Below are 23,006 nucleotides of genomic sequence, written 5' to 3'. Positions count from 1 at the left end.
TGTAGGACGCGCGGGCACTTGACGCGCCCTGCGCGTGTGCTACACCCACGCACTGGCAACCGAAGGACCTGCGATGCACCACCCCGGCAAATTCACCTGGTTCGAGCACTTCTCGGGCGATCCGGGCAAGGCGCGCGACTTCTACGAGGCGCTGTTCGGCTGGAAGCTGAAACGCGTCCGGGGCCCGCAGCGCGAATACGACATGTTCCACAACGCCGGCGAAGGCGTCGCAGGGCTGCTGCCAGCACCCGCGGGCACGCCGAATCTATGGATGAGTTACCTCTCGGTGGCCGACGTCGACGCCGCGTTCGCGGCCGCCCTCGCGGCCGGCGCGAAGGGCCTGATGCCGCCTGCCGACTATTTCGGCGTGGGCCGCGCGGCGACGATCGCCGATCCGGCAGGCGCCGTCTTGTCCCTGTGGCGCGGCGCGCAGGGCGATCGCGAGGACCGCGAACGCACGCCCGCGGGAGACTGGGTCTGGAACGAACTCGCCACGCCCGACCCGGGCGCCGCGGTGGCGTTATACGAGAAGGTGTTCGGCTTTACGCACGACGAGATGGACATGGGCGCCCAGGGCAAATACCACGTGCTCAACAGCGCCGACGGCAAGGGGCGCGCGGGCGTCATGAAGTCGCCGCACGCGGGCATGCCGGCGATGTGGACGCCCTACGTGCATGTCGAACAGGCCGACGCCACCGCGGCCCGCGTCGCGCCGCTGGGCGGCACGCTGCTGTTGCCGCCGATGGACGTGCCGACGGTCGGCCGCATCGCGATGCTGCAGGACCCGCTGGGCGTTTCGGTCGCGTTCCTGCAGCCCGCTGTGATGGGCTAGCGCTTGCGCCCGCGCCCTCGTCGCATCGTGCGTTCGTAGGCCGCCATGAGCGGCGTGACGGAGATGCCGTGCACGATGATGGAAGTGACGACCACGGCGAGCGTGAGCGCCACGAGCGGGTCCACGAATTGCGTGGGCAGGCCGTGGTTCACGGCGTACATGAGGTAGTAGATCGACCCCACGCCGCGGATGCCGAACCAGCCGATCAGCCAGCGCTGGCTCTTCGTGCTGGGCGACTGCAACAGGCCGATCGCCACCGCCGCGGGCCGGATCAGCAGGAAAAGGAGCGGCACCAGCCACCAAGCGCCGCTGTGCCAGGGCACGGCCCACAGCAACGCGCCGATGGTGATGACGACGGCGACTTCGCCGATGCGCTCGATCTGTTCGTTGAAGCCGAGCACCGCCTGCGCCATGTATGCGGGCGCATGCTCGGGATCGACCGCCACGGCGTCCGCGACGCTCTTGTCCGGATCGGCGTGCGCCTGCGCGGCCGCCTCGCTCACCGAGGTCCTGGGCGTCTGCGACTGTTCGAGGTAGCGCAGCGCGACACCGGCGGCGAAGACGGCGAGGAAGCCGTTGGCGTGCACGAACTGCGCGAGGCCATAGGACAGCGCGACCAGTCCCATCGCCAGGAAATCGTCCAGGCCCACCGCCTCCTTGTGCTCGCGACGCAGGTACAGCACCAGCTTGCCGATGGCCCATCCGAGCAATCCGCCCACGACAGGGCCCATCGACGCGGCCCACAGCGTGTCCACCAGCAGCCAGCGCCAGCCATAGCTGCCCAGGTCATGCAGTCCCATCAGCCCGAGGCCGAGCAGGACGAAGGGGAAGGCCGTGCCGTCGTTCAGGCCGCCCTCGCCCGTGAGCGAAAAGCGCAGCCGGTCCCTGTCGTTGTGCTGGTGCACCTGCACGTCGGAGGCCAGCACGGGGTCGGTGGGCGCGAGGATCGCGCCGAGCAGGATGCAGGCGCCGATCGGCCATCCGAGCCCGACCCAGGCGGCTGTCGCGACCAGGGCCACGGTCACGACCATCGACGTGACGGCGAGGCGCAACGGCAGGAGCCAGCGCTTGTCGCGCAGGCCGGGACTGAGCTTGAGGCCCGCGGTGAACAGCGACACGAGCACCACGACCTCGGTCAGCCGCTCGAGAAGCAGGGTGTGCTGGTGCGGGGTGGGCGACATGAGCCCCAGGCCCAGCGGACTGACCGCGAGGCCGGCGCCCAGGTAGAGCATCGACGTGGACAGCGGCAGGCGGCTGAGCACGGTGCCGCTGAGCGCCATGAGGATCAGCAGCACGCCGACGACGATGGACCAGGTGGCGAATTCCATGCCGTCCATTGTCGGGACGGCTCAGCTGCGCGCGTGTGGGCGAATGCCGCGAGATGCGGAATTACCGGCCGGGATCAGAGGCAACCGAGGGCGCCGGTCAGGGCCTTGCGAAAGCTCGGGAACTTGTGCACGTCGCTGTGGCCCGCGCCTTCGACGCGCAGCAGTTCCGCCTGCGGCATGACCTTGCTCAGCGCCTCGCTGTGGTGGATGCCGATCAGCTCGTCCTTGTCGCCGTGCACCAGCATCAGCTTGCCGGCCAGGCGGGCGGCGTGCTCCAGCGTGTGCAGCGGGTAGCGCAGGACGCGCCGCGGAACCCACGGATAGAGCTCGTCGGCCAGTGCGCGCATGCTGCTGTACGGGGACACGAGCATCGTGAGGTCGGGCGTGCGGCCCGCGGCGGACAGTTCGGCCGACAGGCCGGCGGCGAGGCCGGTGCCGAGCGACTGGCCGGAGATCACGACGCGGCGGCCTTCGTAGTCCTTGGCGAAGTATTCCCACACGTAGCGCACGTCGGAGCGCAGCTGCTCTTCGCTCTCGATGCAACCGGTGCTCTTGCCGTAGCCGCGGTAGTCGAACATCACGACGTCGAAGTTGACTTCACGGAAGGCGTTGAGGTCCTCCATGCAGTCGGTGAGGTTGCCCGAATTGCCGTGCAGGAAGAACACGACGCCGCGAGGGCTGGGCAGCGAGAGGCGCACCGCGGACAGCGAAGCGCCGGGCACGTCGATCGTGAGTTCCTCGACATCCGGGTCGGCGCACAGCACATGGTCTTTCGGCAGGGGCGTGGGTTCGAACAGCAGGCGTTCCTGGCGGAACCAGAGCCATCCGATCGCCGAGGCGTACACCGCGCCGACCGCTGCAATCACTCCCAGGGAAAACAGTGCGTAGACCATGTTGCCTCCCGATTTCATTGTGTTGGACCGATTACTGCCGGTTCTTGTCCGGATCGCTGGTGCCGATGCGGTCGGACTGGATTTCCGCCGGGGCGCCGAGCTTGCCGCTGTCGCCGCCCTGCGCGTCCCGCGTGCCGCCCTGGCGCGCGGTGTTGCCGCGCGGGTGCGTCATGTCGTCGTCGTCGAAATTGAGGGAGCCGCCGCCCATGGGCTTGTCGTCGGCTGCGCCGTGGTCACGCTCGTTGATCCCGCTGGGGGACACGAGCTCGGGCTGGCGGCTGCTCGTGAGGCCGATCTTGCCGGGACCGTCGCCCTGTGCGACGTCGTCCTTGCCGGACGGGTCCCTGGGGTCTTGCTGATTGGCCATCGCGTGCTCCTTTGTGCTGTGAATGAAGCATGGAGCGCGAATCGAGCCCGACCTGTAGGAGTCAGGCGGCGAAAACCGTAGGAACCCCACGCGCGGGGTGGGGCGAAAGAGCTATAGCAGGGACCCGAGCAGGGACCACATGCGCTCCTGCGCCTTGGCCATGAAGGGCCGCGCCTTCCACGTTTCGTACGTGAAGCGGCGTGCCTTCCTGAGGTCCTGCTCGAACACCTCCGTCTGCCGCGCGGCGAAGCCCGCGTCGTACACGTTCAGGTTGGCCTCGTCGTTCAGCCGGAAGGAGCGCACGTCGAAGTTCGTCGAGCCGACAGAGGTCATCTTGCCGTCCACGATCATGACCTTGCAGTGGTACATCGTGGGCTGGTACTCGTACATCTCGACGCCCGCCTCCAGCAGCTCGCCCCACAGGCCGCGCGAGGCCCGGCGGACCGTCTCCGCGTCCATGTGCTCGCCCGGCGTGATGATGCGCACGCGCACGCCGCGCTTGCGCGCCGCGATGATCGCGTCGCGCGTGATGTCGTCCGGCACAAAGTAGGCGCTGGAGAGGTCGATGGTGCGCGTGGCCGCCGTGATGGCCAGGAGGTACATCATCAGCATGCTCTCGCTGCCGCCGTTGGGCGAGCTCGCGAACATCTGCGCGCTCTGGACGCCCACGGGTTTGGGCGAGGGAAAATACTCGACGCCGTGCAGCACCTTGCCGGTGGTCTTGGCCCAGTTGTCCAGCATGACGCTCTGCATCTGCGCGACCACCGGCCCCTCGATGCGGTAGTGCGAATCGCGCCAGTGATCCGGGTCCTGGCCGTTGCCCGTCCAGATCGGCGCGATGCCCACGCCGCCGGTGTAGCCCACCGTGCCGTCGACGATCAGCAGCTTGCGGTGGGTGCGGTTGTTCATGCGGCCGAGGTTGTACCAGCGCAGCGGATGGAACTTCTCGACCTCCACGCCCGAGGCTTTCATCTTGTCGATGACGGCATCGTCGATCTTCGCGCTGCCGATCCAGTCGAGCAGCACGTGCACCTTCACGCCCGCGCGCGCCCGCTCGGAGAGCGCATCGGCGAATTCGTTGCCGATCTCGCCGGACCAGTAGATGTAGGTTTCGAACAGCACGGTCTTCTTCGCCGCGCGGATCGACTTGAGCATCGCGGGGAAGATCTGGTCGCCGTTGATCAGTTCGGTCGCCGTGTTGCCGTCCATGATGGACGGCCCCAGAAGCAGCCCCATGGAACGCAGGAACTGCGGGTCGTCCACCGAGTAGAGGTGCTCGATGCGCGTCTGGATCTTTCGCTCGGGGCCGGCGAAATTGGCGTAGATCACGCCGACGAGCAGCGTGACGGCGATGGTGAGGAGGATCAACTTCTTGTGCTTCACGTGAATGGCTGTGTTGGCCATCGATCCTAGCGAGCGTCGCCGCCGCCGTGGGCGCTCGCGGCGAAGAAGCGAATTCTTCCTACAGCGCCGTCGGCGGCAGGTACAGGGCCTTCAGCCGCGCGCGCTCCGCGTCGCCCAGGCGCAGGCCCTCGCGCAGGTAGCTGTCCATCCCGCCGTAATCCGCGTCGATCACGTCGTAGGCGGCCTGCAGGAATTCGGGCTGCACGCGATACAGCACCTGCGCGACATGGCTCGGCAGGACCCAGCCCGTGATCGAGAAGGGCTTGAGCCGCTCGTTGGTGAGGAGGTAGTCGCGCATGACGTCGTCCCGCGACACGCCCAGCGAATGCAGGATCAGCGCCGCGGCGACGCCGGTGCGGTCCTTGCCGGCCGTGCAGTGGAACACCGTCGGCTCGTCGGACTCGAGCAGCATCCCGAAGAATTCCGCGAAGCGGTGCGTGCTGCCGCGGATGAAACCGCGATACGTGTCGCACATGTGCCCCACGACTTCCGCTTCGGTCAACCGGTGCCCCGCGCCGAGCAGGCCGTGCAGGGTCTGCACGATGCTGGGCTCGATCGCGAGCGAATGCACCTGCACACCCGGCAGGCTGCACGCGGCCGACGTGCGCTCGTCCACCCCGCGAAAATCCAGCACCCGGCGGATGCCCAGCGCCTGGATCTGCCGTGCGTCGCCTTCGCTGAGCCCGCCGAGGTGGTCCGAGCGGAACAGGACGCCGGGGCGCGGGCCGCCCGAGACGTGTGCGGCGAGATCGCGGAAATTCGGGGGGTTGTCGAGGCGCATCCCCTCCATTATCGCACCAATGAGAGTACGATTGACAGTACTTTTGGATAGACGGACAATCCTGCCCACTCCCACCATGCATGCACTCACCGCCAACGACCTCAAGACCCGCGGCGTCGCCGCGATCGAGGCCACGCTCGCCGACCAGCCCGAGGCCGTCATTTCGGTGCGCGGCAAGGATAAGTACGTGGTGATGGAGGTCGCGCAGTACCAGTACCTGCGCGAGTGCGAGCTGGACGCGGCGCTCGCCCAGAGCCGCGACGACGTCGCACGGGGCCGTTATGTCACCGAAACGGCGGCGCAGCACATGGCGCGCCTGGAAGCGCTGCTCGTCCCGGCGCAGGACGCACCCCGCAAGCTTGCCTCCCGCCGCCGCGCACCGCGTTGACCGCCTGCGGATGGCGTATCGGCTGGTCTTCACCGAAACCTACCTGCGCATCGCCGTGCGCTTCCTGCGCAGGCATCCCATGGTCAAGGCCCAATACGGAAAGACCTTGGCACTGCTCGAAGCCAATCCGCATCACCCGTCCCTGCGCCTGCATGAGCTGAAGGGGAAACTGGCGGGCCTGCATTCCGTCTCGATCAACCTCACCTACCGGATCACCCTGGAACTGCTGGTGCGCGACGGGGAAATCATTCCGGTCAACGTGGGCGACCACGAAGAGGTCTATCGCTGAAACGGGAAACCGCGCCTGAAGCGCGGTTTCCCGTTTCGGCGAGGCGGCGTGCGCCGCCTTCACCCTCAGTGGCTCGTCGACTTCTTCTCGCCCTGCTTGGCGCTGCGCTTGCTGCTCGCACCGCCCTTGCCCGCGCTGCTGCCCTTGCTCGCGGTTGCGTGCGAGCTGGACTTGGACGAGTCGGCCTGCGAGGCGCTGCTGCTGCCCTTCATGGGGCTGGAAGAAGAAGAGGACGACGATTTGGAAGTGCGCTTGGGCATGGAGAACTCCTTGGTGTGAACCGCTTGCCCCGTGCGAGCGGCGATGAATGCACTCTAGGCCTTCACCGCGCCGCGCGTGTCATCCCTCGCGGGGCTTGCATGTAGGACATGCCTTGTGCGTGCGGGTCGCGGGCGACCGCGGTCAACGCCACGCGGCACGCGCGCGATCGCGCACCTGCAGCACCGGCGCCGACGGCTTCGCGCCTGCGGCCGCATCGGCCGCGCCGGCCTGCGGCCACGTGATGCGCTCGAATTTCTCCGCCATCGCCTCGCTGATGAAGCGCGTGCGGCTCGCGTACATGTGCCTGTCGCCGCCGCCCGACTGCTGCGTGACGTAGAAACGGTGCGGCACGATGAGGTGCAGGTGCTCGCGCGCCCGCGTCATCGCCACATACAGGAGCCGGCGCTCCTCTTCCAGTTCCGCCTGGGTGCCCGTCGCCATGTCGCTCGGGATGCAACCGTCCACCACGTTCAGCACATGCACCGCTTTCCACTCCTGGCCCTTGGCGCTGTGGATGGTCGAGAGAACGAGGTAGTCCTCGTCGAGATGCGGGACGCCGGACTGGTCGCTGGTGGACTGCGGCGGGTCGAGCGTGAGTTCGGTGAGGAAGCGCTCGCGGCTCCCATAGCCCGCAGCCAGGCGGACGAGCTGGTCCACGTCGAGCTTGCGCACCGTGGCGTCGTCATGCAGGCGTTCCAGGTGCGGCAGGTACCAGGCCTTCGCGAGTTCGAGGTCGGCAGGCCACGCGACCGCCGGGTCCCGCAGTTGCGCATAGAGGGCAGCGAAACGCGTCCACTCCTCGCGCGCCTGCGACGGCACGTCGAAGGACTGCAGGACCTGCAGCGGCTGCGCCGCCTCCGACATCGCGTCCAGCAGCCGCGTCGCCGTCGCCTGCCCGATGCCGGGAATGAGCTGCGTCGTGCGAAAGCCCGCCATCCGGCCGCGCGGGTTCTGGGCGAAGCGCAGCAGGGCGAGCATGTCCTTCACGTGCGCGGCCTCGAGGAATTTCAGCCCGCCGAATTTCACGAAGGGGATGCTGCGCCGCGCGAGTTCCAGCTCCAGCGCCGCGCTGTGCGAGCTCGTGCGGAACAGCACCGCCTGGCTCTTGAGCGCGCTGCCGGCTTCGCGTTGCCTCAGCACCTCGTCCGCCACCCAGCGCGCCTGGCTGGCCTCGTCGGGCACCAGCAGCAATTGCGGACGATGGCTCGCGGCGCGATCCGTCCAGAGGTTTTTCGCGTGGCGCTCCTTCGCCTCGCCGATCACCGCGTTGCTCGCATCGAGGATGGGCTGCGTGCTGCGGTAATTGCGCTCCAGCGTGACGATGCGCGCGGGCTGCGCGAACTGCGAAGGGAATTCCAGGATGTTGCGCACCGTCGCGCCGCGGAACGAATAGATGCTCTGCGCGTCGTCGCCCACCACGGTCACGCCCTGGCCCGTCGGTTTCATCGCGAGGATGATTTCCGACTGGAGGCGGTTGGTGTCCTGGTATTCGTCGACCAGCAGGTGGTCGAAGCGCTCGCCGACCTCCTGCGCGATGGAAGGTTCCGCCATCATCTCGGCCCAGAACAGCAGCAGGTCGTCGTAGTCGAGCACGTTCTGCTGCTGCTTGGCTTCCACGTAGGCGCCGAACAATTTCTTCAGCTGGCCCTCCCACGCGCTGCACCACGGGTAGGTGTCCTGCAGCACTTTCTCCAGCGGGTCGCGCGTGTTGAGCACCCGCGAGTAGATGCCCAGGCAGGTGCCCTTCAGCGGGAAACGGTTCTTCGTTTCCGACAGGCCGATGTCATGCCGCACCATGCCCATCAGGTCCTCGGCGTCGCCGCGGTCGTGGATGGTGAAGCTTTCCTCCAGGCCGATGCGCCCAGCGTATTCGCGCAGCAGGCGCGCGCCGATGCCGTGGAAGGTGCCCGACCAGGGCAGGCCCGGCAGCGACTGCGTGCCGGGCAGGCCCAGCGCCTTCTGCAGCACCGAGCCGACGCGCCGCTCCATCTCCTGCGCCGCGCGGCGGCTGAAGGTAAGGAGCATCATGCGCTGCGGGTCCGCGCCATGGCGTATCAGGTTGGCGACGCGGTGCGCGAGCGTGTTGGTCTTGCCCGAGCCCGCGCCGGCGATGACGAGCAGCGGGCGCGTGTCGTGCGCGGTATCGCCCGTGCCGTGCATCGCGGCATCGCGTTGCTCGGCGTTCAGCTGCGCAAGCGGATCTGGCGCCGCAGGGGCACTGGACGGGGGCGGGATGGGGTACTGCATGGCGAAGCCGATCCCTGTATATTAATACAGTGGGCAACATCCTCATAGGCTCGGCCTCCTGGACCGACAAGACGCTGATCGAATGCGGGCGCTTCTACCCGAAGGGCTGCAGCAGCGCCGAGGCGCGGCTGCGCCACTACGCCACGCAGTTTCCGCTCGTGGAGGTCGATTCCAGCTACTACGGCATGCCGACGCCGGTGAATGCGCAGCTGTGGGCACAGCGCACGCCGGAGCACTTCACCTTCAACGTGAAGGCCTTCCGGCTCTTCACCGGCCACCAGACGTCGCCCGTCGTCCTGCACAAGGACCTGCAGCAGGCGCTCGGGCCCGACGCACCCAAGGTGCTGTACTACAAGGACACCCCGCGCGAGATCGCGGACGAATTGTGGCGGCGCTTCAGCGAGGCGCTGGAGCCGCTGCGGCAGGCCGGCAAGCTCGGCGCCGTTCACTTCCAGTTCGCGCCCTGGGTCCTGCGCAACCGCGAAGGGATGGCGCATGTGGCGCATTGCGTGGAAAAGATGGAGGGCCACCTGCTCTCCGTCGAATTCCGCAACAAGAGCTGGTTCGGCGGCGAGAACACGGCGCGCACGCTCGAATTCGAGCGACGGCTCGGCGTCGCGCACACCATCGTCGACGGGCCGCAGGGCTTCGCCAACAGCGTGCCGGACATCTGGGAAGCCACCCACCCCCGCCTCGCGCTGCTGCGGCTGCATGGGCGCAACCACGACACGTGGAACATCAAGAGCAATGCCTCCTCGAGCCGCTTCGACTACTGGTATTCGAAGGAGGAGCTCGCCGCGATGGTGCCGCGCATCCGCGAGGTGGCAGGTCTTGCCGACTCGCTGCACATCGTCTTCAACACCAACTACGAGGACCAGGGCCAGGTGAACGCGAAGCTGCTGATGAGCCTGCTGCAGTAAAGGCCCGGTAAAACGGGCGGGCGGCGAATGGCTCGTCAGCAGGCCCGCGCTAGACTTGCCCGATGAAACCAAAGACCTCGATGCTGGTGCCGCTGGCGGCGGTGCTGTTCTGCGCCCACGCGGCGGCGCAGCTGAAACTGCCCAAGGGCGCGACGGCTGCCCCGGCGCCCGCGGCGGCGCCGGCACCCGCGTCCACGCCCGCTGCCGCGGCGCCGTCGGCCGAAAACGCGGAGAAGGAAGCCGCCGGCCGGCTCGCCGCGTCCGGCTGGTTGCTGCTGCTCGACCGGGGCGACTGGGGCCGCGCCTGGGAAACGTCCAGCAGCGTGTTCCGTGCGACGGTGCCGCTGGCCGCATGGATGGACGGCATTCCACCGGTGCGCAAGGCGCTGGGCGCCTTCGTCGAACGGTCGCCGGCCGAGGCCACTTACAAGACCACGCTCGCGGGCCGCCCCGACGGCGAATACGTGACGGTGATTTTCGCGAGCAAGTTCGCGCAGCGCGAGCTGGAGGAGATCGTCACCACCGTCCGCGACACGGACGGGAAGTGGCGCGTGACGGGCTACTCGACCCGCTAGCCCGGCCCGGCGGCGCGCAGCGGCGCGGAAATCTTGTAGACCCGTGCCCGGTTCGGCGCGAGCTGCTCGCCCGTCACGAGCTGGTAGCGCATCTGCGGCAGCGTCTGGTCGATCCACGCCTTGATCTGCGGATCCCGCGTGGCCATGCTGGCCCGCTCGAAGTCGCTCACGTCCTGCTGCTGGTGGCGCAGGGCCACGGCCTCCACGAACTCCCGGTCGAACTTCGTGCCCTGCAGCTTCGCCATGCGGTTGAGCATCTTGCGCTGCGCGTCGGCCAGCATCGGCGCCGCCATGCCGCGCATCTGCAGCATGTGCAGGAGCTCGTTGCCCGCCGCGCTGTTGTGCTTGATGAGGGCGGCCGCGAAGTTGCGCACCTCGGGGTTCGTGGACTTGGCGAGCGCCAGGCGCGCGGCATCGCTTTCGAAGCGGCTCGCGGCCGCGGCTTCCTTGAGGAAGCGCCACTCGTCCCGCTGCTGGGGCGTCATCCGGCGGTCGCCCACCGCCACGGCGCCCCCGGGGGCGAACATCGCAGGATTGGCGGCGCGCGGCTTGGCCGGCGCGGGTGGGGCTTCGACCTGCGCGCCTGCCGAACATGCCACGGTCAGGGCCCACAGGGCGGCGATGAGGCAACGGTGGTAACGCATACGGGTCATGTCGCGAGGAGCGAACCTCAACGGTATGACGCCGCTGCCGGCGCCCGTGTCGGACAACGCCGCAAGCGTGTAGGACTGCAGGAAATTCCGTCAGTTCGCCACAACGGCGACGGTTTCCTGCAACGCCGCCGAAGACGCGACGGCGCGTTCGCGCATCGTGCCCAGCATGTCGTGGTTGCGCTTCGCGCGCTCGTACTGGTCTTGCAGGAGCGCGTGCACGCCTACCGGGAGGTTCTCCGTGAGAGCGCGGCGGTATCGCTCCAGCGCTTCGTCCTCCCCGCGTTCGCACTCCTCCAGCATCTTCTCGTCGGTGGCGCCGCCGAAAAATCCCCGTAGCTGCTTCCAGGCGCGCTGCGCCGCATCGGCGATGGTGACCTCCTCGGAGGGGTCCGCCGTGCCCCCGCGCGCGACGATCTCGCGCTCCAGCTGTGCGGCCGCGCGCGAGCAGGACGCGGCGCAGCGCTCGAAAAGCGTCGCCAGCGTCTGCGTGCGCGCATTCTCGGCGGCCTCGGCGAAGCCGCCCTCCCCGTCGCGGGCATGCCGCAGGAGCTCGGCGAGTGTCGCCAGGACGGTGTCCCGCGTGGCACTGCCGTCGGTGCGGAAGCTGTCCGCATACTGCGCGCGCTGCCAGGCTGCCCGCACGGCCGGCAGGGCTTCCGCCCAGGTGAGCTTGGACACGCTCTTGCGTAGCTCCCAGTCGTTGGCGAGCAGGCGTTGCGCCGAGTGGAAGTCGCCTCCGTACGCCACGTGGCCCTGCCAGCCGAGCTCATAGGCCGGCAGGTAGTCGTGAAAACCCAGCTTGGGCTCGAAATAGGGCTCTTCCTCGTAGGTGCCGCGCCAGTAGTCGGCTTCGGCCTGCGGGATGCCGGTGAAGACGCCGGCGGGAAGGCCGGCGTGGTCGCTGTTCTCTTTGGCCATGGATGCTCCTGACGCCTTGGGGCGCCCGGTCATCCTCGGTGGCGCGCGTGCCCGACAGGAAGCGGCGCGCGGCCCGCGCCGCTGTAGGAGCGTGCGGACTCGTCCGTGCGGCCCGCTCAGTCCACGTGCGCGAGGCTGCTCACGAGCGTCACGAGGCCGATGCCCAGCAGCAGCCAGAACACTTGCGTGACCGTCTCGCGGGCGGACAGCCGCCGTTGCAGTTGCGGGATGAGGTCGGCGAGCGCCACGTAGATGAAGCTGCTGCTGGCGACGACGAGGAAGTACGGCAGGTAGTCGTGCAGCCGGTCCACGAGCCACCAGCCGATGAGCCCGCCGAGCGCGGTGACCGCCCCGGCGAGGGAGACCTTCATGAGCGCGCTGCGCTTGCCCGCGCTCGTCTGGCGCAGGACGGCGAGATCGCCGATGTGGTGCGGCACCTCGTGCGCGAGCACGGACAGCGCGGCGACGAGGCCCAGCCGCCGGTCCGCCATGAACGCCGACGCGATCAGGATGCCGTCGCCGAAGCAGTGCAGGCTGTCGCCGGTGAGGACGGCCCATCCGCCGGAGCGGGGCGCATCGGGCGCGTGGGCGTGGTGGGGGTCGTGCCCGTGGTCGTGGTCATGCGCGTGATGGTGCTCGTGCCCGTGATGCCACAGCTCCGCCTTGTCCAGCAGGAAGAAGAACACCAGGCCCACGAGCAGCACCGCGAAGAGCGCCTTCGCGCCCGCGGCGCTCTCGAAGGCCTCGGGCAGCAGGTGCATGAAGGAAGTGGCGAGCAGCGCGCCGGCGGCGAGGCTGAGGAGGTGATGCGGCCCGACATGCGTGGACGGCTCGGGGCCGCGGGCGATGAAGCCGAGGCGCATCAGGCCGGCGGCAAGCCAGACGCTGCCGATGCCCGCGGCAAGTGTCGCGATCAGGATGGCTAACAAGGTCATGCTGGACGGGTGCGTCCGGCATGGATCGCGCCCAGGTTCTCCTGGCGGGCACGTGGCGCGCCCGAGGCGGCGATCTTAACAACCCGGTCCCGCCGGGCGACGTGTCAGCCCGGCGACACCTGCGTGATCGACGCTTCGATGGCGGGCGCGCGGAAGTCCGTCATGGCCCACGACGCGATGGCGGCGAGGCCCAGCGTGGCGGCGATGACGATCTGGCGGGCGATGGTGCTGCAGTGATGCTTCATGTTCTTCTCCTCTGGACCGACGTGCTTCGATGGCGTCCATTGTTCGCCCGCGGCCGCGGCGGCGTTTAGGGAAATTGCCTACCGCGCCACGCGTGAATTCCCCAAGGCGCCGCCGCAGGCACAATGCGGGCGAACCATCCGAAGGAGAGCGACATGCCGACGATCCGCGTCGAATTGCTGGAGGGCCGCACGCCCGAGCAGAAGAAGAATCTCGTTCAGGCCCTGACCCAGGCCGTGGTCGACACCCTGGGCAGCAAGCCCGAATCCGTCGATGTGCTGCTGTTCGACATCCAGCGCGCCGACTGGGCGACCGGCGGCGTGCTGTGGTCGGAGCGCAAATAGCGCCTCAGTGCGCCTTCTCCCAGTTCTCGCCTACGCCGATCTCCGCGAGCAGCGGCGCGCGCAGCTCGGCGACGCCCGCCATCAGGCGCGGCACTTCGCTTCGGACCCAGTCGACTTCGTCCTCGGGCACTTCGAACACGAGTTCGTCGTGCACCTGCATGATCATCTTCGTGCGGCGTCGCTCGGCGTCGAGCACGTTCTGCACCTTCACCATCGATAGCTTGATCAGGTCCGCCGCCGTACCCTGCATGGGCGCGTTGATGGCCTGCCGCTCGGCGCCGCCCCGGCGTGGACCGTTGGGCGAGTTGATCTCCGGCAGGTAGAGCCTGCGGCCGAACACGGTCTCGACATAGCCCTTGCTCTTGGCCGACAGGCGCGTCTCGTCCATGTAGTTCTTCACGCCCGGGTAGCGTTCGAAGTAGCGCTGGATGTAGTTCTTCGCCGCGGCATTGTCGATGCCCAGGTTGCGCGCGAGGCCGAAGCTGCTCATGCCGTAGATCAGCCCGAAGTTGATGACCTTCGCATAGCGGCGCTGCTCGCTCGACACCTCCCCGGGCGCGACGCCGAACACCTCGGCGGCGGTGGCGCGGTGCACGTCCATCCCCTCCTGGAAGGCGCGCAGCAGCGCCGCGTCCTCCGACAGGTGAGCCATGATCCGCAGCTCGATCTGGCTGTAGTCCGCGCTCGCGATGAAATGCCCCGGCGGCGCGATGAAGGCTTCGCGCACGCGGCGGCCTTCGGCGGTCTTCACCGGGATGTTCTGCAGGTTGGGGTCGTTGCTCGAAAGCCGCCCGGTGATCGCCACGGCCTGCGCGTAATGCGTGTGCACGCGCCCCGTGCGCGGGTGCGCCATCTGCGCGAGCTTGTCGGTGTAGGTGCCCTTGAGCTTGGACAGGCCCCGGTGCTCCAGCAGCTTGGCGGGCAGCGGGTAGTCCTCCGCGAGCTTTTCCAGCACCTCCTCGTCGGTGCTCGGCACGCCGCTGGGCGTCTTCTTCACCACCGGCAGGCCCAGCTTCGTGAAGAGGATTTCGCCGATCTGCTTGGGGGAGCCGAGGTTGAACGGCTGGCCGCCGAGCTCGTGCGCCTCCTGCTCCAGCTGCATCATGCGCTGGCCGAGCTCCGCGCTCTGCTTCGCGAGCATCGCGCCGTCGATGATCACGCCGTTGCGCTCGATGCGATACAGCGCCTCGCTGCTGGCGATCTCCAGCTCGTAGATGAAGCGCAGCTTGCTGTCCGCCTGCAGGCGCGGCCAGAGCACCTGGTGCACGTCGAGCGTCTGGTCCGAGTCTTCGCAGGAATACTCCGCGGCCTTCTCCACCGACACTTGCGAGAAGGGGATCTGGTGCGCACCCTTGCCGGCAATCGTTTCGTAGTCGATGCCGCTGCGGCCGAGATGGCGTTCGGCCAGGCTCGCGAGGCCGTGCGGCTTGTGCACTTCCAGCACGTAGCTTTCCAGCATCGTGTCGTGCACGTAGCCTTGCACTTCGATGCCATGGTTGGCGAACACGTGCCTGTCGTACTTCACATGCTGGCCGAGCTTTTTCCTTTCCGGGTTCTCCAGCCAGGGCTTGAGCTTCGCGAGCACTTCGTCGCGCGGCAACTGCTCCGGCGCATCGCCGTAGCTGTGCGCGAGCGGGATATACGCGGCCTCGCCGGGCTTCACGCTGAACGACACGCCGATGATCTCGGCCAGCATCTCGTCGAGCGAGCTCGTCTCCGTGTCGACCGCGGCGAGCTCCGCCGATTCCAGCCGCGCGAGCCAGTCGTCGAACTGCGCCCAGGTGAAGATGGTGTCGTACTGCAGGTTGCTCGCCTGCGAGATGCCGGAGAGATCCGGCTCGTCGAACAGGCCCGCGCCCGGGCCGGGCCCCACCTTCTTGCCGCTCTTGTGCTCCTCGATCAGCTCGGGCGGCACGTCGTGCACCTCGAGCTGCTTCACGAGGCCCTTGAAGCCGTAGCGTTCGTAGAAGCCCTTCAGGGCCTCGGTGTCCTGGCCGCCGATGACGATGTCGTCGAGCGAGGGCAGGCCCGCGATGTGCTCCGCGAGTTCGCAGTCCTTCTTGATCGTCAGCAGCGCGCGGCCCCTGGGCAGCCAGTCGAGCGCGCGGCGCAGGTTCTCGCCGACGGCACCCTTCACTTCCGCGGCGCGTTCCACCAGCGCGTCGAGCGAGCCGTATTCCTGCAGCAGCTTCACCGCCGTCTTGGGGCCGACCTTGTCGACGCCCGGCACGTTGTCCACCGAGTCGCCGACGAGCGTCTGGTAGTCCACCATCAGGCGCGGCGGGACGCCGAACTCGGCCTCGACCCCGGCGACATCGCGCTTGCGGTCGTTCATCGTGTCGATCACCATCACGTGCTCGTTCACGAGCTGCGAGAGGTCCTTGTCGCCGCTGGAGATCACGGTCTCGATGTCGTGCTGCGTCGCCATGCAGGCGAGCGTGCCGATCACGTCGTCCGCCTCCACGCCGGGCACGTTCAGCACCTTCCACCCGAGCAGGCGCACCACTTCGTGGATCGGTTCGATCTGCGCGCGCAGGTCCGGCGGCATCGGCGAGCGGTTGGCCTTGTACTCGGGATACAGGTCGTCGCGGAAGGTCTTGCCCGGCGCGTCGAACACGCAGGCCGCATAGTCCGCGCGCACGTCCTTGCGCAGCTTCTGCATCATGTTGATCATCCCGCGGATGGCGCCGGTGGCCGGGCTCGTCGGGTCGCCGGGGACGGCCCGCAGGTCGGGCATGGCGTGGAACGCGCGGTAGAGGTAGCTGGAGCCATCGACCAGCAGCAGCACCTTGCGGCCGGCGGCGGGGGTGGGGGCGGGGCCGGGCGGCGTGGATTCGGAAGGGGTCTCGCTCATAGGGCGGATTGTGCCTGCCATGGGGGCCGCGCCACCCCGCCCCCTACAATGGCCGCCATGCTTTCGCGACTACTCCTGACGGTTCTGCTGGGCGGCTTCGCGGCTCTCGCCCAGGCACAGACTGCCCCCGCCGGCCCAGCCACGGCCGCTGCGGTCCCGCCGCCCGCGCTCGTGCAGGACCCGACGCCTGCCGACGGCCGCAGGAACCAGCGCGTGGAACGCATCCATGTCGAGGACAGCCGCGTCGTGATCGACGAGACCCGCTACGCCGGGCAGACCGAGAAGATCCGCGTGAAGCCCAAGAACGGCGCACCCGCCTACGAAGTGCAGCCGGGCGGCGCGCGCGTCTGGAACGTCCTCGACTTCTGATGGCGGTCTTCACCGAAGTCTCCGAAGCCCAGGCCGCCGACCTGGCCGCCCGGCTGGCGCTGGGCGAGCTGCGCGAATTGCGCGGCATCCAGGGCGGCATCGAGAACACGAACTATTTCCTCACGACCAGCCAGGGCGAGTACGTGCTCACGCTGTTCGAGCGGCTGACCTTCGACCAGCTGCCGTTCTACCTGCACCTGATGAAGCACCTGGCGCAGCACGGCATTCCGGTGCCCGACCCGCATGGCCTGCCCGGCAGCCAGACGGCCGATCACCCGGAAGGCCGCCTGGTGCATGAGGTGTGCGGCAAACCTGCTGCGGTCGTGGACAAGCTGCGGGGCAGGAGCGAGCTGCAGCCGACCGCGGCCCATTGCACGGCCGTCGGCGAGATGCTTGCCCGCATGCACATCGCGGGCCGCGACTACCCGCGCCACCAGCCCAACCTGCGCGGGCTGCCCTGGTGGAACGAGACCGTGCCTGTCGTGCTGCCCCACGTGGACGCGCGCCAGGCCGCGCTGCTGGTGAGCGAACTCGCGTTCCAGAACCACATCGCGTCCGGCTCCGCCTACGCCGCCCTGCCGCGCGGCGCGATCCACGCCGACCTCTTTCGCGACAACGTCATGTTCGAGGACGGCCGGCTCACCGGCTTCTTCGACTTCTACTTCGCGGGCGTGGACACCTGGGTCTTCGACATCGCGGTGTGCCTGAACGACTGGTGCATCGACCTGCCCTCCGGGGCGCACGACGACGAGCGCACCCGCGCGTTCCTGGACGGCTACACGCGCGTGCGGCGCCTGGCGTCGGCGGAGCGGCAGCTGCTGCCCGCCATGCTGCGCGCGGGCGCCCTGCGCTTCTGGATCTCGCGCCTGTGGGATTTCCACCTGCCGCGCGAGGCGTCCATGCTGAAGGCGCACGACCCCTCGCACTTCGAGCGGGTGCTGCGCGAACGCGTGGCGCAGCCCCTGCGCGCCGAAACATGAAACTGAACATCGTTCCGGCGCGTACTGGCGTGCTATGGGTCAGGCTCGGCATTCGCACCTTCATGCGGCAACCGCTCGCATTCAGCGTGCTTTTCTTCGTGTACATGGCGGCGGCCCTCCTGCTGTCGGCGATCCCGGTGATCGGGCCGGTGCTGGGACTCGCCATCGTCCCGGCCGCGACGCTGGGCCTGATGGCCGCCACCCGGGAAGCCGAGGACGGGCGCTTTCCCACGCCGACCGTGCTCCTGAGCGCATTTCGCGCGGGGCGCCAGCGGGTGCGGGCGATGATGATCCTCGGCCTGATCTACACCGCGGCGTGGCTGGCGATCGCCGCTTTCGTGCATGCGCTGGTCGACGTGCCGCCGCAGCCCGTGCCTGCCCAGGGCGCCGCGGGGCCCGCCATGCTGTCCCCCGAATTCCAGCTTTCGATGCTGTTGATGATGGTGCTGTTCCTGCCGGTGTCGGTGATGTTCTGGCATGCGCCGGCGCTGGTGCACTGGCACGGCGTCTCGCCCCTCAAGAGCCTTTTCTTCAGCACCGTCGCCTGCATGCGCAACTTCAAGGCCTTCTTCATGTACGGGCTCGCCTGGATGGGTGTCTTCTTCGCCCTCTTTTTCGTGGGTTCGCTGCTGGCCGGCGCGATCGCGCTCGTCTCCGGCAATCCGCAACTGGGCGCGGTGGTCCTGATGCCGCTCATGATCCTGCTCGGAGCCATGTTTACCACCTCCCTGTATTTCACCTTTCGTGATAGTTTCGTCGCCACACCGGAATTGGAAACCCCATCCCCTGGAGAATCGCCATGAGCCAGCACACCCTCGAAGGCCGCACGGAAAAGGAAGTCCTGTGGTTCCAGCGTCGCAGTTTCCTGCAGGCCGCGGCCGCATGGACGGCGATGGGCGGCTTCGGCGGCGCGATCGCGCAGCAGCGCAGCAACATCGTGGAGCTGCGCGGTGACGCGATGGTGAACGGCCAGCGCCTCACGCCGCAGCAATATATCCAGACCGGCGACAACATCGAGACGGGACCGGACTCGACGCTCACGTTCGTCGTCGGCACGACGTCCTTCCTGGTGCGGCAGAACACGCGCATGGTGGTCGAGCGCGGCCCCACGCTGAACGCGGTAAGCGTGCTGCGGATGCTCACGGGCGCCGTCGCCAGCGTCTGGGGGCGCGGGCAGACGCGGCAGATCATCACGCCGACGCTGACCGCCGGGATTCGCGGCACGGGTGTGTACACGGAGGTGTTCCCGGAGCAGTCCTACCGCAGCTATTTCTGCAACTGCTACGGTACGGTGGACATGAGCGCGAGCGGCGACAGGACGGTGTCGCGGTCGGACTACCACCAGTCGTTCTGGGGCGAGGCGGAGCCGAAGAACGGCCGGATGCTGACGCCGGCCAGGGCGATCAACCACACCGACGAGGAGCTGGAATTCCTCGCGAAGCTGGTGGACCAGCGCACGGCGTGGGAAATTTTGGGCCGCAAGGGCGTCAAGGACGGCCAGGGCTACATGGATCAGCAGCCCGCCGGCATGCACCCGGCGATGCAGGCGCCGCAGCGCTAGTTCTTCGCTGCGCATGAGCCATCGATGACGCCGCGGAGAAATTGAAAGGTCACGAGCCTTGGCTTGTGCTCCACGGTGCGCGTCCTAGAATGTATCCATTCCACCGAGGAAGCGCCATGCCTTCCGACCCATTCGCAAGACCCGTCACCCCAAGCCCTTACACCCCGGCAGACCGGATGCCCGCGCCCGAAGTCGTGGAAGCCAGCTCCGACAGCGCGTGGGCCTTGTTCAACGAACTCGCCCAGGCGCCCGTGGAGCCCGCCTTCCAGCCGACGGCGCCGGCTTCCGCCGCGACGCCACTCGTGAAGGGGGATCGGCGCTATGCACCCACCGTGCCGTCGCCGCTCACGGCCAGCGCGCCCGCCAGGCCGCAACCCACCCATGCCATCAAGGGCATCACGGTGGCGGAAGCGATGGTGGAGGCGCGCCGCAACAACCGGCTGTGTCCGCAACCGCTCCTGTGGAAGCAGCTGTACGACATGCTCCCGGACAAAGTCCAGGGCGACCACGGCTGGCAGCCGCAGCCGCCCCTGATCGGTTCGGCCTGGTCGAGCACGCCGCCACTGGTCAAGCGCATGTGCCTGCGCGACCACATCGAATGGGCGGAAGGCCACGGCGTCCTCGACGAGGTCCATGCCTTCCTCAAGGCACTGCCGGAGACCGACTGGCACCACATGGGCGATTGACGCCCTTGCGCGCCGAGCCTCAGGGCACGGGTGTGAGCTTCGCCACCGACAGCGCCAGCCACTTGATCCCGTGCCTCGGGAAATTCACCTGCGCCCGCGCGTCCTCGTTCTGGCCCTCGATGGACACCACCGTGCCTTCGCCGAACTTCGTGTGGAAGACCTTCATGCCGCCCTTCAACCCGTGCGAGGGTTCGGCCTTCTGTACCGGCACCGGCGGGCTGGAGAAACTCTCGCGGCTGAAACCCGCGCTTTGCGCAGGGCGCGTGCTCGGATAGCCTGAGCCGTAACCGAAGGCCGACCCGCCGAAATTCTGGTTCTTCGGCGTGAGCCACTTGAGCGCACCTTCGGGCAGTTCCTCGAAGAAGCGGCTCTTGACGTTGTAGCGGGTCTGCCCGTGCAGCAGGCGCGTCTGCGCGTGGCTCAGGTACAGGCGCTTGCGCGCGCGCGTGATCGCCACGTAGGCCAGGCGCCGCTCCTCTTCCAGGCTTTGGGGATCGCTCATCGAGTTCTCGTGCGGGAAGAGCCCCTCTTCCATCCCGGTGATGAACACGCAGTCGAATTCGAGGCCCTTGGCCGAGTGCACGGTCATGAGCTGGATTGCGTCTTGCCCGGCTTGCGCCTGGTTGTCCCCGGACTCGAGCGCAGCATGCGTCAGAAAGGCCGCGAGCGGCGACAGCGTCTCGCCCGTTTCCGCGTCGGGCGGCACGTAATCGGGTGCGGGCTCGTTGACTTCCGGGAGGCTCGGATCCAGCCCCTGGCTAGCCGGCGACTGCCGCAGCATGCCCGGCCCGAGTTCGTCGACGGGCAGCGCCACGGCGTCGCGGCCGAAACCTTCCTGCGTGACGAAGCTCTCCGCGGCGTTCACGAGCTCTTCCAGGTTCTCGATGCGGTCGCCGCCTTCGCGCTCGCTCTTGTAGTGCTCGATGAGGCCGGACTGCTGCAGCATCAGCTCGATCGTCTCGCGCAGCGTGAGGTCCAGCGTATCCTCGCGCAGCTTGTCGAGCTTCGCGACGAAGCCCGCGAGGTTGGCGCCCGCCTTGCCCGTGGTGGACTTCACCGCGTCGTGCAGCGAACTGCCGGCGGCGCGCGCGGCGTCCTGCAATTGCTCGATGCTGCGCGCGCCGATGCCGCGCGGCGGGAAGTTCACGATGCGCAGGAAGCTCGTGTCGTCGTTGGGATTCTCCAGCACGCGCAAGTAGGCGAGCGCGTGCTTGATCTCCGCACGCTCGAAGAAGCGCAGCCCGCCGTACACGCGGTAAGGCACGGCGGCATTGAAAAGCGCCGTTTCGATCACCCGGCTTTGCGCATTGCTGCGGTAAAGCACCGCGATCTCCTTGCGCTCGAAGCCGCCTTCCGGTCCGTCGCCGCGCACGAGGTGCCGCATCTCCTCGACCATCCACTGTGCTTCGGCCAGGTCCGTCGGCGCCTCGTACACGCGCACCGGTTCGCCGGGACCCGCGTCGGTGCGCAGGTTCTTGCCCAGCCGCGTCTTGTTGTGGCTGATGAGCTCGTTGGCGGAGTCGAGGATGTTGCTGTGGCTGCGGTAGTTCTGCTCCAGCTTGATCTGGTGGCGCACGTGGAATTCGCGCACGAAGTCCGCCATGTTGCCCACGCGCGCGCCGCGGAAGGCGTAGATGCTCTGGTCGTCGTCCCCCACCGCGAACACGCTGCTGCCCTCGCCCGCGAGCATCTTGATCCACGCGTACTGCAGCTTGTTGGTGTCCTGGAATTCGTCGATGAGGATGTGGCGGAAGCGCCGCTGGTAGTGCTCGCGGATCGGGTCGTTGTCGCGCAGGAGCTCGTAGCTGCGCAGCATCAGCTCTCCGAAGTCCACCACGCCCTCGCGCTGGCACTGCTCCTCGTAGAGCTGGTAGATCTCGACCTTCTTGCGGTCTTCCTCGCCGCGCACCTCGACCATGTTCGGGCGCAGGCCGTCTTCCTTGCACCCCGCGATGAACCACTGCGTCTGCTTCGCGGGAAAGCGCTCGTCGTCCACGTTGTGCTGCTTCATCAGGCGCTTGATCGCCGAGAGCTGGTCCTGCGTGTCCAGGATCTGGAACGTGGAGGGAAGGTTCGCGAGCTTGTAGTGCGCGCGCAGGAAGCGGTTGCACAGGCCGTGGAAGGTGCCGATCCACATGCCGCGCACGTTCACCGGCAGCATCGCCGACAGGCGCGTCATCATCTCCTTGGCCGCCTTGTTGGTGAAGGTCACGGCCAAAATGCCGCCGGACGACACCTGCCCCGTCGACAGCAGCCAAGCGATGCGCGTCGTCAGCACGCGCGTCTTCCCCGAGCCCGCGCCCGCGAGGATGAGCGCGTGCTCGTTGGGCAGGGTGACCGCCGCGCCCTGTTCGGGGTTGAGATTCTGCAGGAGCGGCGAGGCCGCATCGACTTCTGGGAACATACGGCCATTGTAGGAACTGCCCCATGCCCGTGCTGTCACGATTCGCCCGATATTTCGCCTTCGCCTGCGCGGTCACGGCTTCCTTCGCCGCGAGCGGACAGTCGTCCTGCTCGAGCGACGGCCGGCCGCCTCCGGTCGCGCTGCTGGAGCGATTCATCAGCGCGGATTGCGCGTCCTGCTGGGCAGACGCCAAGGCGCCGCGCGCGGGACGAGGCGAAGTCGCCATCGACTGGATCGTGCCCAGCGCGAAGGGAGACGACGCACCGCTCTCCGCAGCGGCCTCGCGCGACGCGCCATCCCGGCTGGAAGGCCTGCAGCGCTCGAGCCCCCCGCAGGCTGACACCGTGCGGCACCCGATCGGGAAAGGCAGGGGCACCCTGCGCGTCGCGCACGGCCTGCCGTTCAACGGCTATATCGGCGCGTCGATCGAATGGCGCACACGCTCGCCCGGACCGTGGACGGCGTGGTTGATGCTGCTGGAAACCGTCCCGGCAGGAACCGAGGGGACGGCGGTGGAACGCCATCTCGTGCGCAATACGCTACAGCTCGCATGGGAAGGGAGCCGGTCGCTATCGAAAAAGGAGCGGGCACGGCTGTTCGAATCGCGCCCGCTCAGCATCCCCGAGGGGGCGAATCCGAAGCGCCTGCATGTGGTGGGCTGGGTCGAGGATGCGCAGGGACGCGTCGTTGGTACAGCGAAAAGCGCCTGCGCGGCGGGCTAGCGCCGCCGTTTCGCGGGACGCAGCGAAGCGGCCAGGCTCGCCAGCGACCCGT

25 protein-coding genes are annotated in these 23,006 nt (G+C 68.1%); 12 read left to right on the top strand and 13 right to left on the bottom strand.

Annotation, left to right across the window (positions count from 1 at the left end; genetic code table 11):
* Positions 1-73: 73 nt before the first annotated feature.
* Positions 74-832 carry a VOC family protein gene (locus I5803_RS20340; RefSeq protein WP_196988130.1) on the top strand — a complete coding sequence of 253 codons (759 nt, stop codon included), beginning with the start codon at positions 74-76 and terminating at the stop codon, positions 830-832.
* Here the strand turns inward: I5803_RS20340 and I5803_RS20335 are convergent.
* The 5 genes from I5803_RS20335 to I5803_RS20315 all read right to left on the bottom strand — a co-directional run bounded on the left by I5803_RS20335 (position 829) and on the right by I5803_RS20315 (position 5,605).
* The gene (locus tag I5803_RS20335; RefSeq protein ID WP_196988129.1) at positions 829-2,160 is read right to left on the bottom strand and encodes a cation:proton antiporter; all 1,332 of its coding nucleotides are present in this window, start codon (positions 2,158-2,160) and stop codon (positions 829-831) included. The two genes, I5803_RS20340 and I5803_RS20335, sit on opposite strands and share 4 nt — an antisense overlap.
* Before the next feature lie 74 nt (positions 2,161-2,234).
* Positions 2,235-3,053 (bottom strand): alpha/beta hydrolase, encoded by an 819-nt coding sequence (locus tag I5803_RS20330; RefSeq protein ID WP_196988128.1) that lies wholly within the window; start codon positions 3,051-3,053, stop codon positions 2,235-2,237.
* Positions 3,054-3,084: 31 nt separating this feature from the next.
* On the bottom strand, positions 3,085-3,420 hold the full coding sequence (locus tag I5803_RS20325; RefSeq protein ID WP_196988127.1) for a serine/threonine protein kinase: 336 nt from the start codon (positions 3,418-3,420) through the stop codon (positions 3,085-3,087).
* Between the two features lie 111 nt (positions 3,421-3,531).
* Positions 3,532-4,824 carry a cardiolipin synthase gene (cls, locus tag I5803_RS20320; RefSeq protein ID WP_196988126.1) on the bottom strand — a complete coding sequence of 431 codons (1,293 nt, stop codon included), beginning with the start codon at positions 4,822-4,824 and terminating at the stop codon, positions 3,532-3,534.
* Positions 4,825-4,882: 58 nt separating this feature from the next.
* The gene (locus tag I5803_RS20315; protein ID WP_231402480.1) at positions 4,883-5,605 is read right to left on the bottom strand and encodes a tyrosine-protein phosphatase; all 723 of its coding nucleotides are present in this window, start codon (positions 5,603-5,605) and stop codon (positions 4,883-4,885) included.
* Between the two features lie 76 nt (positions 5,606-5,681).
* On the opposite strand from I5803_RS20315, the gene I5803_RS20310 reads away from it, so the two are divergent.
* A complete protein-coding gene (locus I5803_RS20310) occupies positions 5,682-5,993 on the top strand; it encodes a hypothetical protein (RefSeq protein WP_196988124.1) in 312 nt (103 codons plus the stop codon).
* On the top strand, positions 5,965-6,282 hold the full coding sequence (locus I5803_RS20305) for a type II toxin-antitoxin system RelE/ParE family toxin (RefSeq protein WP_196988123.1): 318 nt from the start codon (positions 5,965-5,967) through the stop codon (positions 6,280-6,282). The genes I5803_RS20310 and I5803_RS20305 overlap by 29 nt, the downstream gene beginning before the upstream one ends.
* Before the next feature lie 65 nt (positions 6,283-6,347).
* Here the strand turns inward: I5803_RS20305 and I5803_RS20300 are convergent, their stop codons facing one another.
* Positions 6,348-6,542 carry a hypothetical protein gene (locus tag I5803_RS20300; RefSeq protein ID WP_196988122.1) on the bottom strand — a complete coding sequence of 65 codons (195 nt, stop codon included), beginning with the start codon at positions 6,540-6,542 and terminating at the stop codon, positions 6,348-6,350.
* Between the two features lie 142 nt (positions 6,543-6,684).
* Positions 6,685-8,790, bottom strand: a complete 2,106-nt coding sequence (locus tag I5803_RS20295; RefSeq protein WP_196988121.1) for an ATP-dependent helicase — start codon at positions 8,788-8,790, stop codon at positions 6,685-6,687.
* 29 nt (positions 8,791-8,819) lie between these two features.
* Here I5803_RS20295 and I5803_RS20290 point away from each other — a divergent pair, with 29 nt between their 5' ends.
* Together I5803_RS20290 and I5803_RS20285 are read left to right on the top strand one after the other, a co-directional pair.
* Positions 8,820-9,710, top strand: coding sequence for a DUF72 domain-containing protein (locus tag I5803_RS20290; protein ID WP_196988120.1), 891 nt, complete (start codon positions 8,820-8,822; stop codon positions 9,708-9,710).
* A 62-nt stretch (positions 9,711-9,772) separates the two neighbouring features.
* The gene (locus I5803_RS20285; RefSeq protein ID WP_196988119.1) at positions 9,773-10,285 is read left to right on the top strand and encodes a DUF4019 domain-containing protein; all 513 of its coding nucleotides are present in this window, start codon (positions 9,773-9,775) and stop codon (positions 10,283-10,285) included.
* Here the strand turns inward: I5803_RS20285 and I5803_RS20280 are convergent.
* The 4 genes from I5803_RS20280 to I5803_RS20265 all read right to left on the bottom strand — a co-directional run bounded on the left by I5803_RS20280 (position 10,282) and on the right by I5803_RS20265 (position 13,036).
* The gene (locus I5803_RS20280; RefSeq protein WP_196988118.1) at positions 10,282-10,938 is read right to left on the bottom strand and encodes a DUF4142 domain-containing protein; all 657 of its coding nucleotides are present in this window, start codon (positions 10,936-10,938) and stop codon (positions 10,282-10,284) included. The genes I5803_RS20285 and I5803_RS20280 overlap by 4 nt on opposite strands.
* 90 nt (positions 10,939-11,028) lie before the next feature.
* Positions 11,029-11,856, bottom strand: coding sequence for a PA2169 family four-helix-bundle protein (locus I5803_RS20275; RefSeq protein WP_196988117.1), 828 nt, complete (start codon positions 11,854-11,856; stop codon positions 11,029-11,031).
* 116 nt (positions 11,857-11,972) lie between these two features.
* On the bottom strand, positions 11,973-12,791 hold the full coding sequence (locus tag I5803_RS20270) for a ZIP family metal transporter (protein WP_196988116.1): 819 nt from the start codon (positions 12,789-12,791) through the stop codon (positions 11,973-11,975).
* Positions 12,792-12,895: 104 nt separating this feature from the next.
* Positions 12,896-13,036, bottom strand: coding sequence for a hypothetical protein (locus I5803_RS20265; RefSeq protein ID WP_196988115.1), 141 nt, complete (start codon positions 13,034-13,036; stop codon positions 12,896-12,898).
* Between the two features lie 123 nt (positions 13,037-13,159).
* Between I5803_RS20265 and I5803_RS20260 the strand changes: the two genes are divergently transcribed.
* On the top strand, positions 13,160-13,378 hold the full coding sequence (locus I5803_RS20260) for a 4-oxalocrotonate tautomerase (RefSeq protein ID WP_196988114.1): 219 nt from the start codon (positions 13,160-13,162) through the stop codon (positions 13,376-13,378).
* A 4-nt stretch (positions 13,379-13,382) separates the two neighbouring features.
* Here I5803_RS20260 and polA read toward each other — a convergent pair whose 3' ends face one another.
* Positions 13,383-16,232, bottom strand: coding sequence for a DNA polymerase I (gene polA, locus I5803_RS20255; RefSeq protein ID WP_196988113.1), 2,850 nt, complete (start codon positions 16,230-16,232; stop codon positions 13,383-13,385).
* A gap of 57 nt (positions 16,233-16,289) precedes the next feature.
* On the opposite strand from polA, the gene I5803_RS20250 reads away from it, so the two are divergent.
* The 5 genes from I5803_RS20250 to I5803_RS20230 all read left to right on the top strand — a co-directional run bounded on the left by I5803_RS20250 (position 16,290) and on the right by I5803_RS20230 (position 19,828).
* On the top strand, positions 16,290-16,601 hold the full coding sequence (locus tag I5803_RS20250) for a hypothetical protein (RefSeq protein WP_196988112.1): 312 nt from the start codon (positions 16,290-16,292) through the stop codon (positions 16,599-16,601).
* Entirely contained in the window at positions 16,601-17,581 is a 981-nt protein-coding gene (locus tag I5803_RS20245) for a homoserine kinase (protein WP_196988111.1), read from the top strand. The genes I5803_RS20250 and I5803_RS20245 overlap by 1 nt, the downstream gene beginning before the upstream one ends.
* Positions 17,578-18,384: a BPSS1780 family membrane protein gene (locus I5803_RS20240; protein ID WP_196988110.1), complete on the top strand. Its 807-nt coding sequence runs from the start codon at positions 17,578-17,580 to the stop codon at positions 18,382-18,384. Before I5803_RS20245 ends, I5803_RS20240 begins: the two co-directional genes overlap by 4 nt.
* Positions 18,381-19,142 (top strand): FecR family protein, encoded by a 762-nt coding sequence (locus I5803_RS20235; RefSeq protein ID WP_196988109.1) that lies wholly within the window; start codon positions 18,381-18,383, stop codon positions 19,140-19,142. The genes I5803_RS20240 and I5803_RS20235 overlap by 4 nt, the downstream gene beginning before the upstream one ends.
* A gap of 176 nt (positions 19,143-19,318) precedes the next feature.
* Entirely contained in the window at positions 19,319-19,828 is a 510-nt protein-coding gene (locus I5803_RS20230) for a hypothetical protein (RefSeq protein WP_196988108.1), read from the top strand.
* A gap of 19 nt (positions 19,829-19,847) precedes the next feature.
* Here the strand turns inward: I5803_RS20230 and I5803_RS20225 are convergent, their stop codons facing one another.
* Positions 19,848-22,232 carry a UvrD-helicase domain-containing protein gene (locus I5803_RS20225; protein WP_196988107.1) on the bottom strand — a complete coding sequence of 795 codons (2,385 nt, stop codon included), beginning with the start codon at positions 22,230-22,232 and terminating at the stop codon, positions 19,848-19,850.
* 23 nt (positions 22,233-22,255) lie between these two features.
* Here I5803_RS20225 and I5803_RS20220 point away from each other — a divergent pair, with 23 nt between their 5' ends.
* Positions 22,256-22,954, top strand: coding sequence for a hypothetical protein (locus I5803_RS20220; protein ID WP_196988106.1), 699 nt, complete (start codon positions 22,256-22,258; stop codon positions 22,952-22,954).
* Positions 22,955-23,006: the final 52 nt, after the last annotated feature.

The sequence above is a fragment of the Caenimonas aquaedulcis genome (assembly GCF_015831345.1).
GTDB lineage: Bacteria > Pseudomonadota > Gammaproteobacteria > Burkholderiales > Burkholderiaceae_C > Ramlibacter > Ramlibacter aquaedulcis.
Note: the sequence above shows the minus strand (reverse complement) of the source record. Positions and strands in the feature narration are given on the sequence as shown.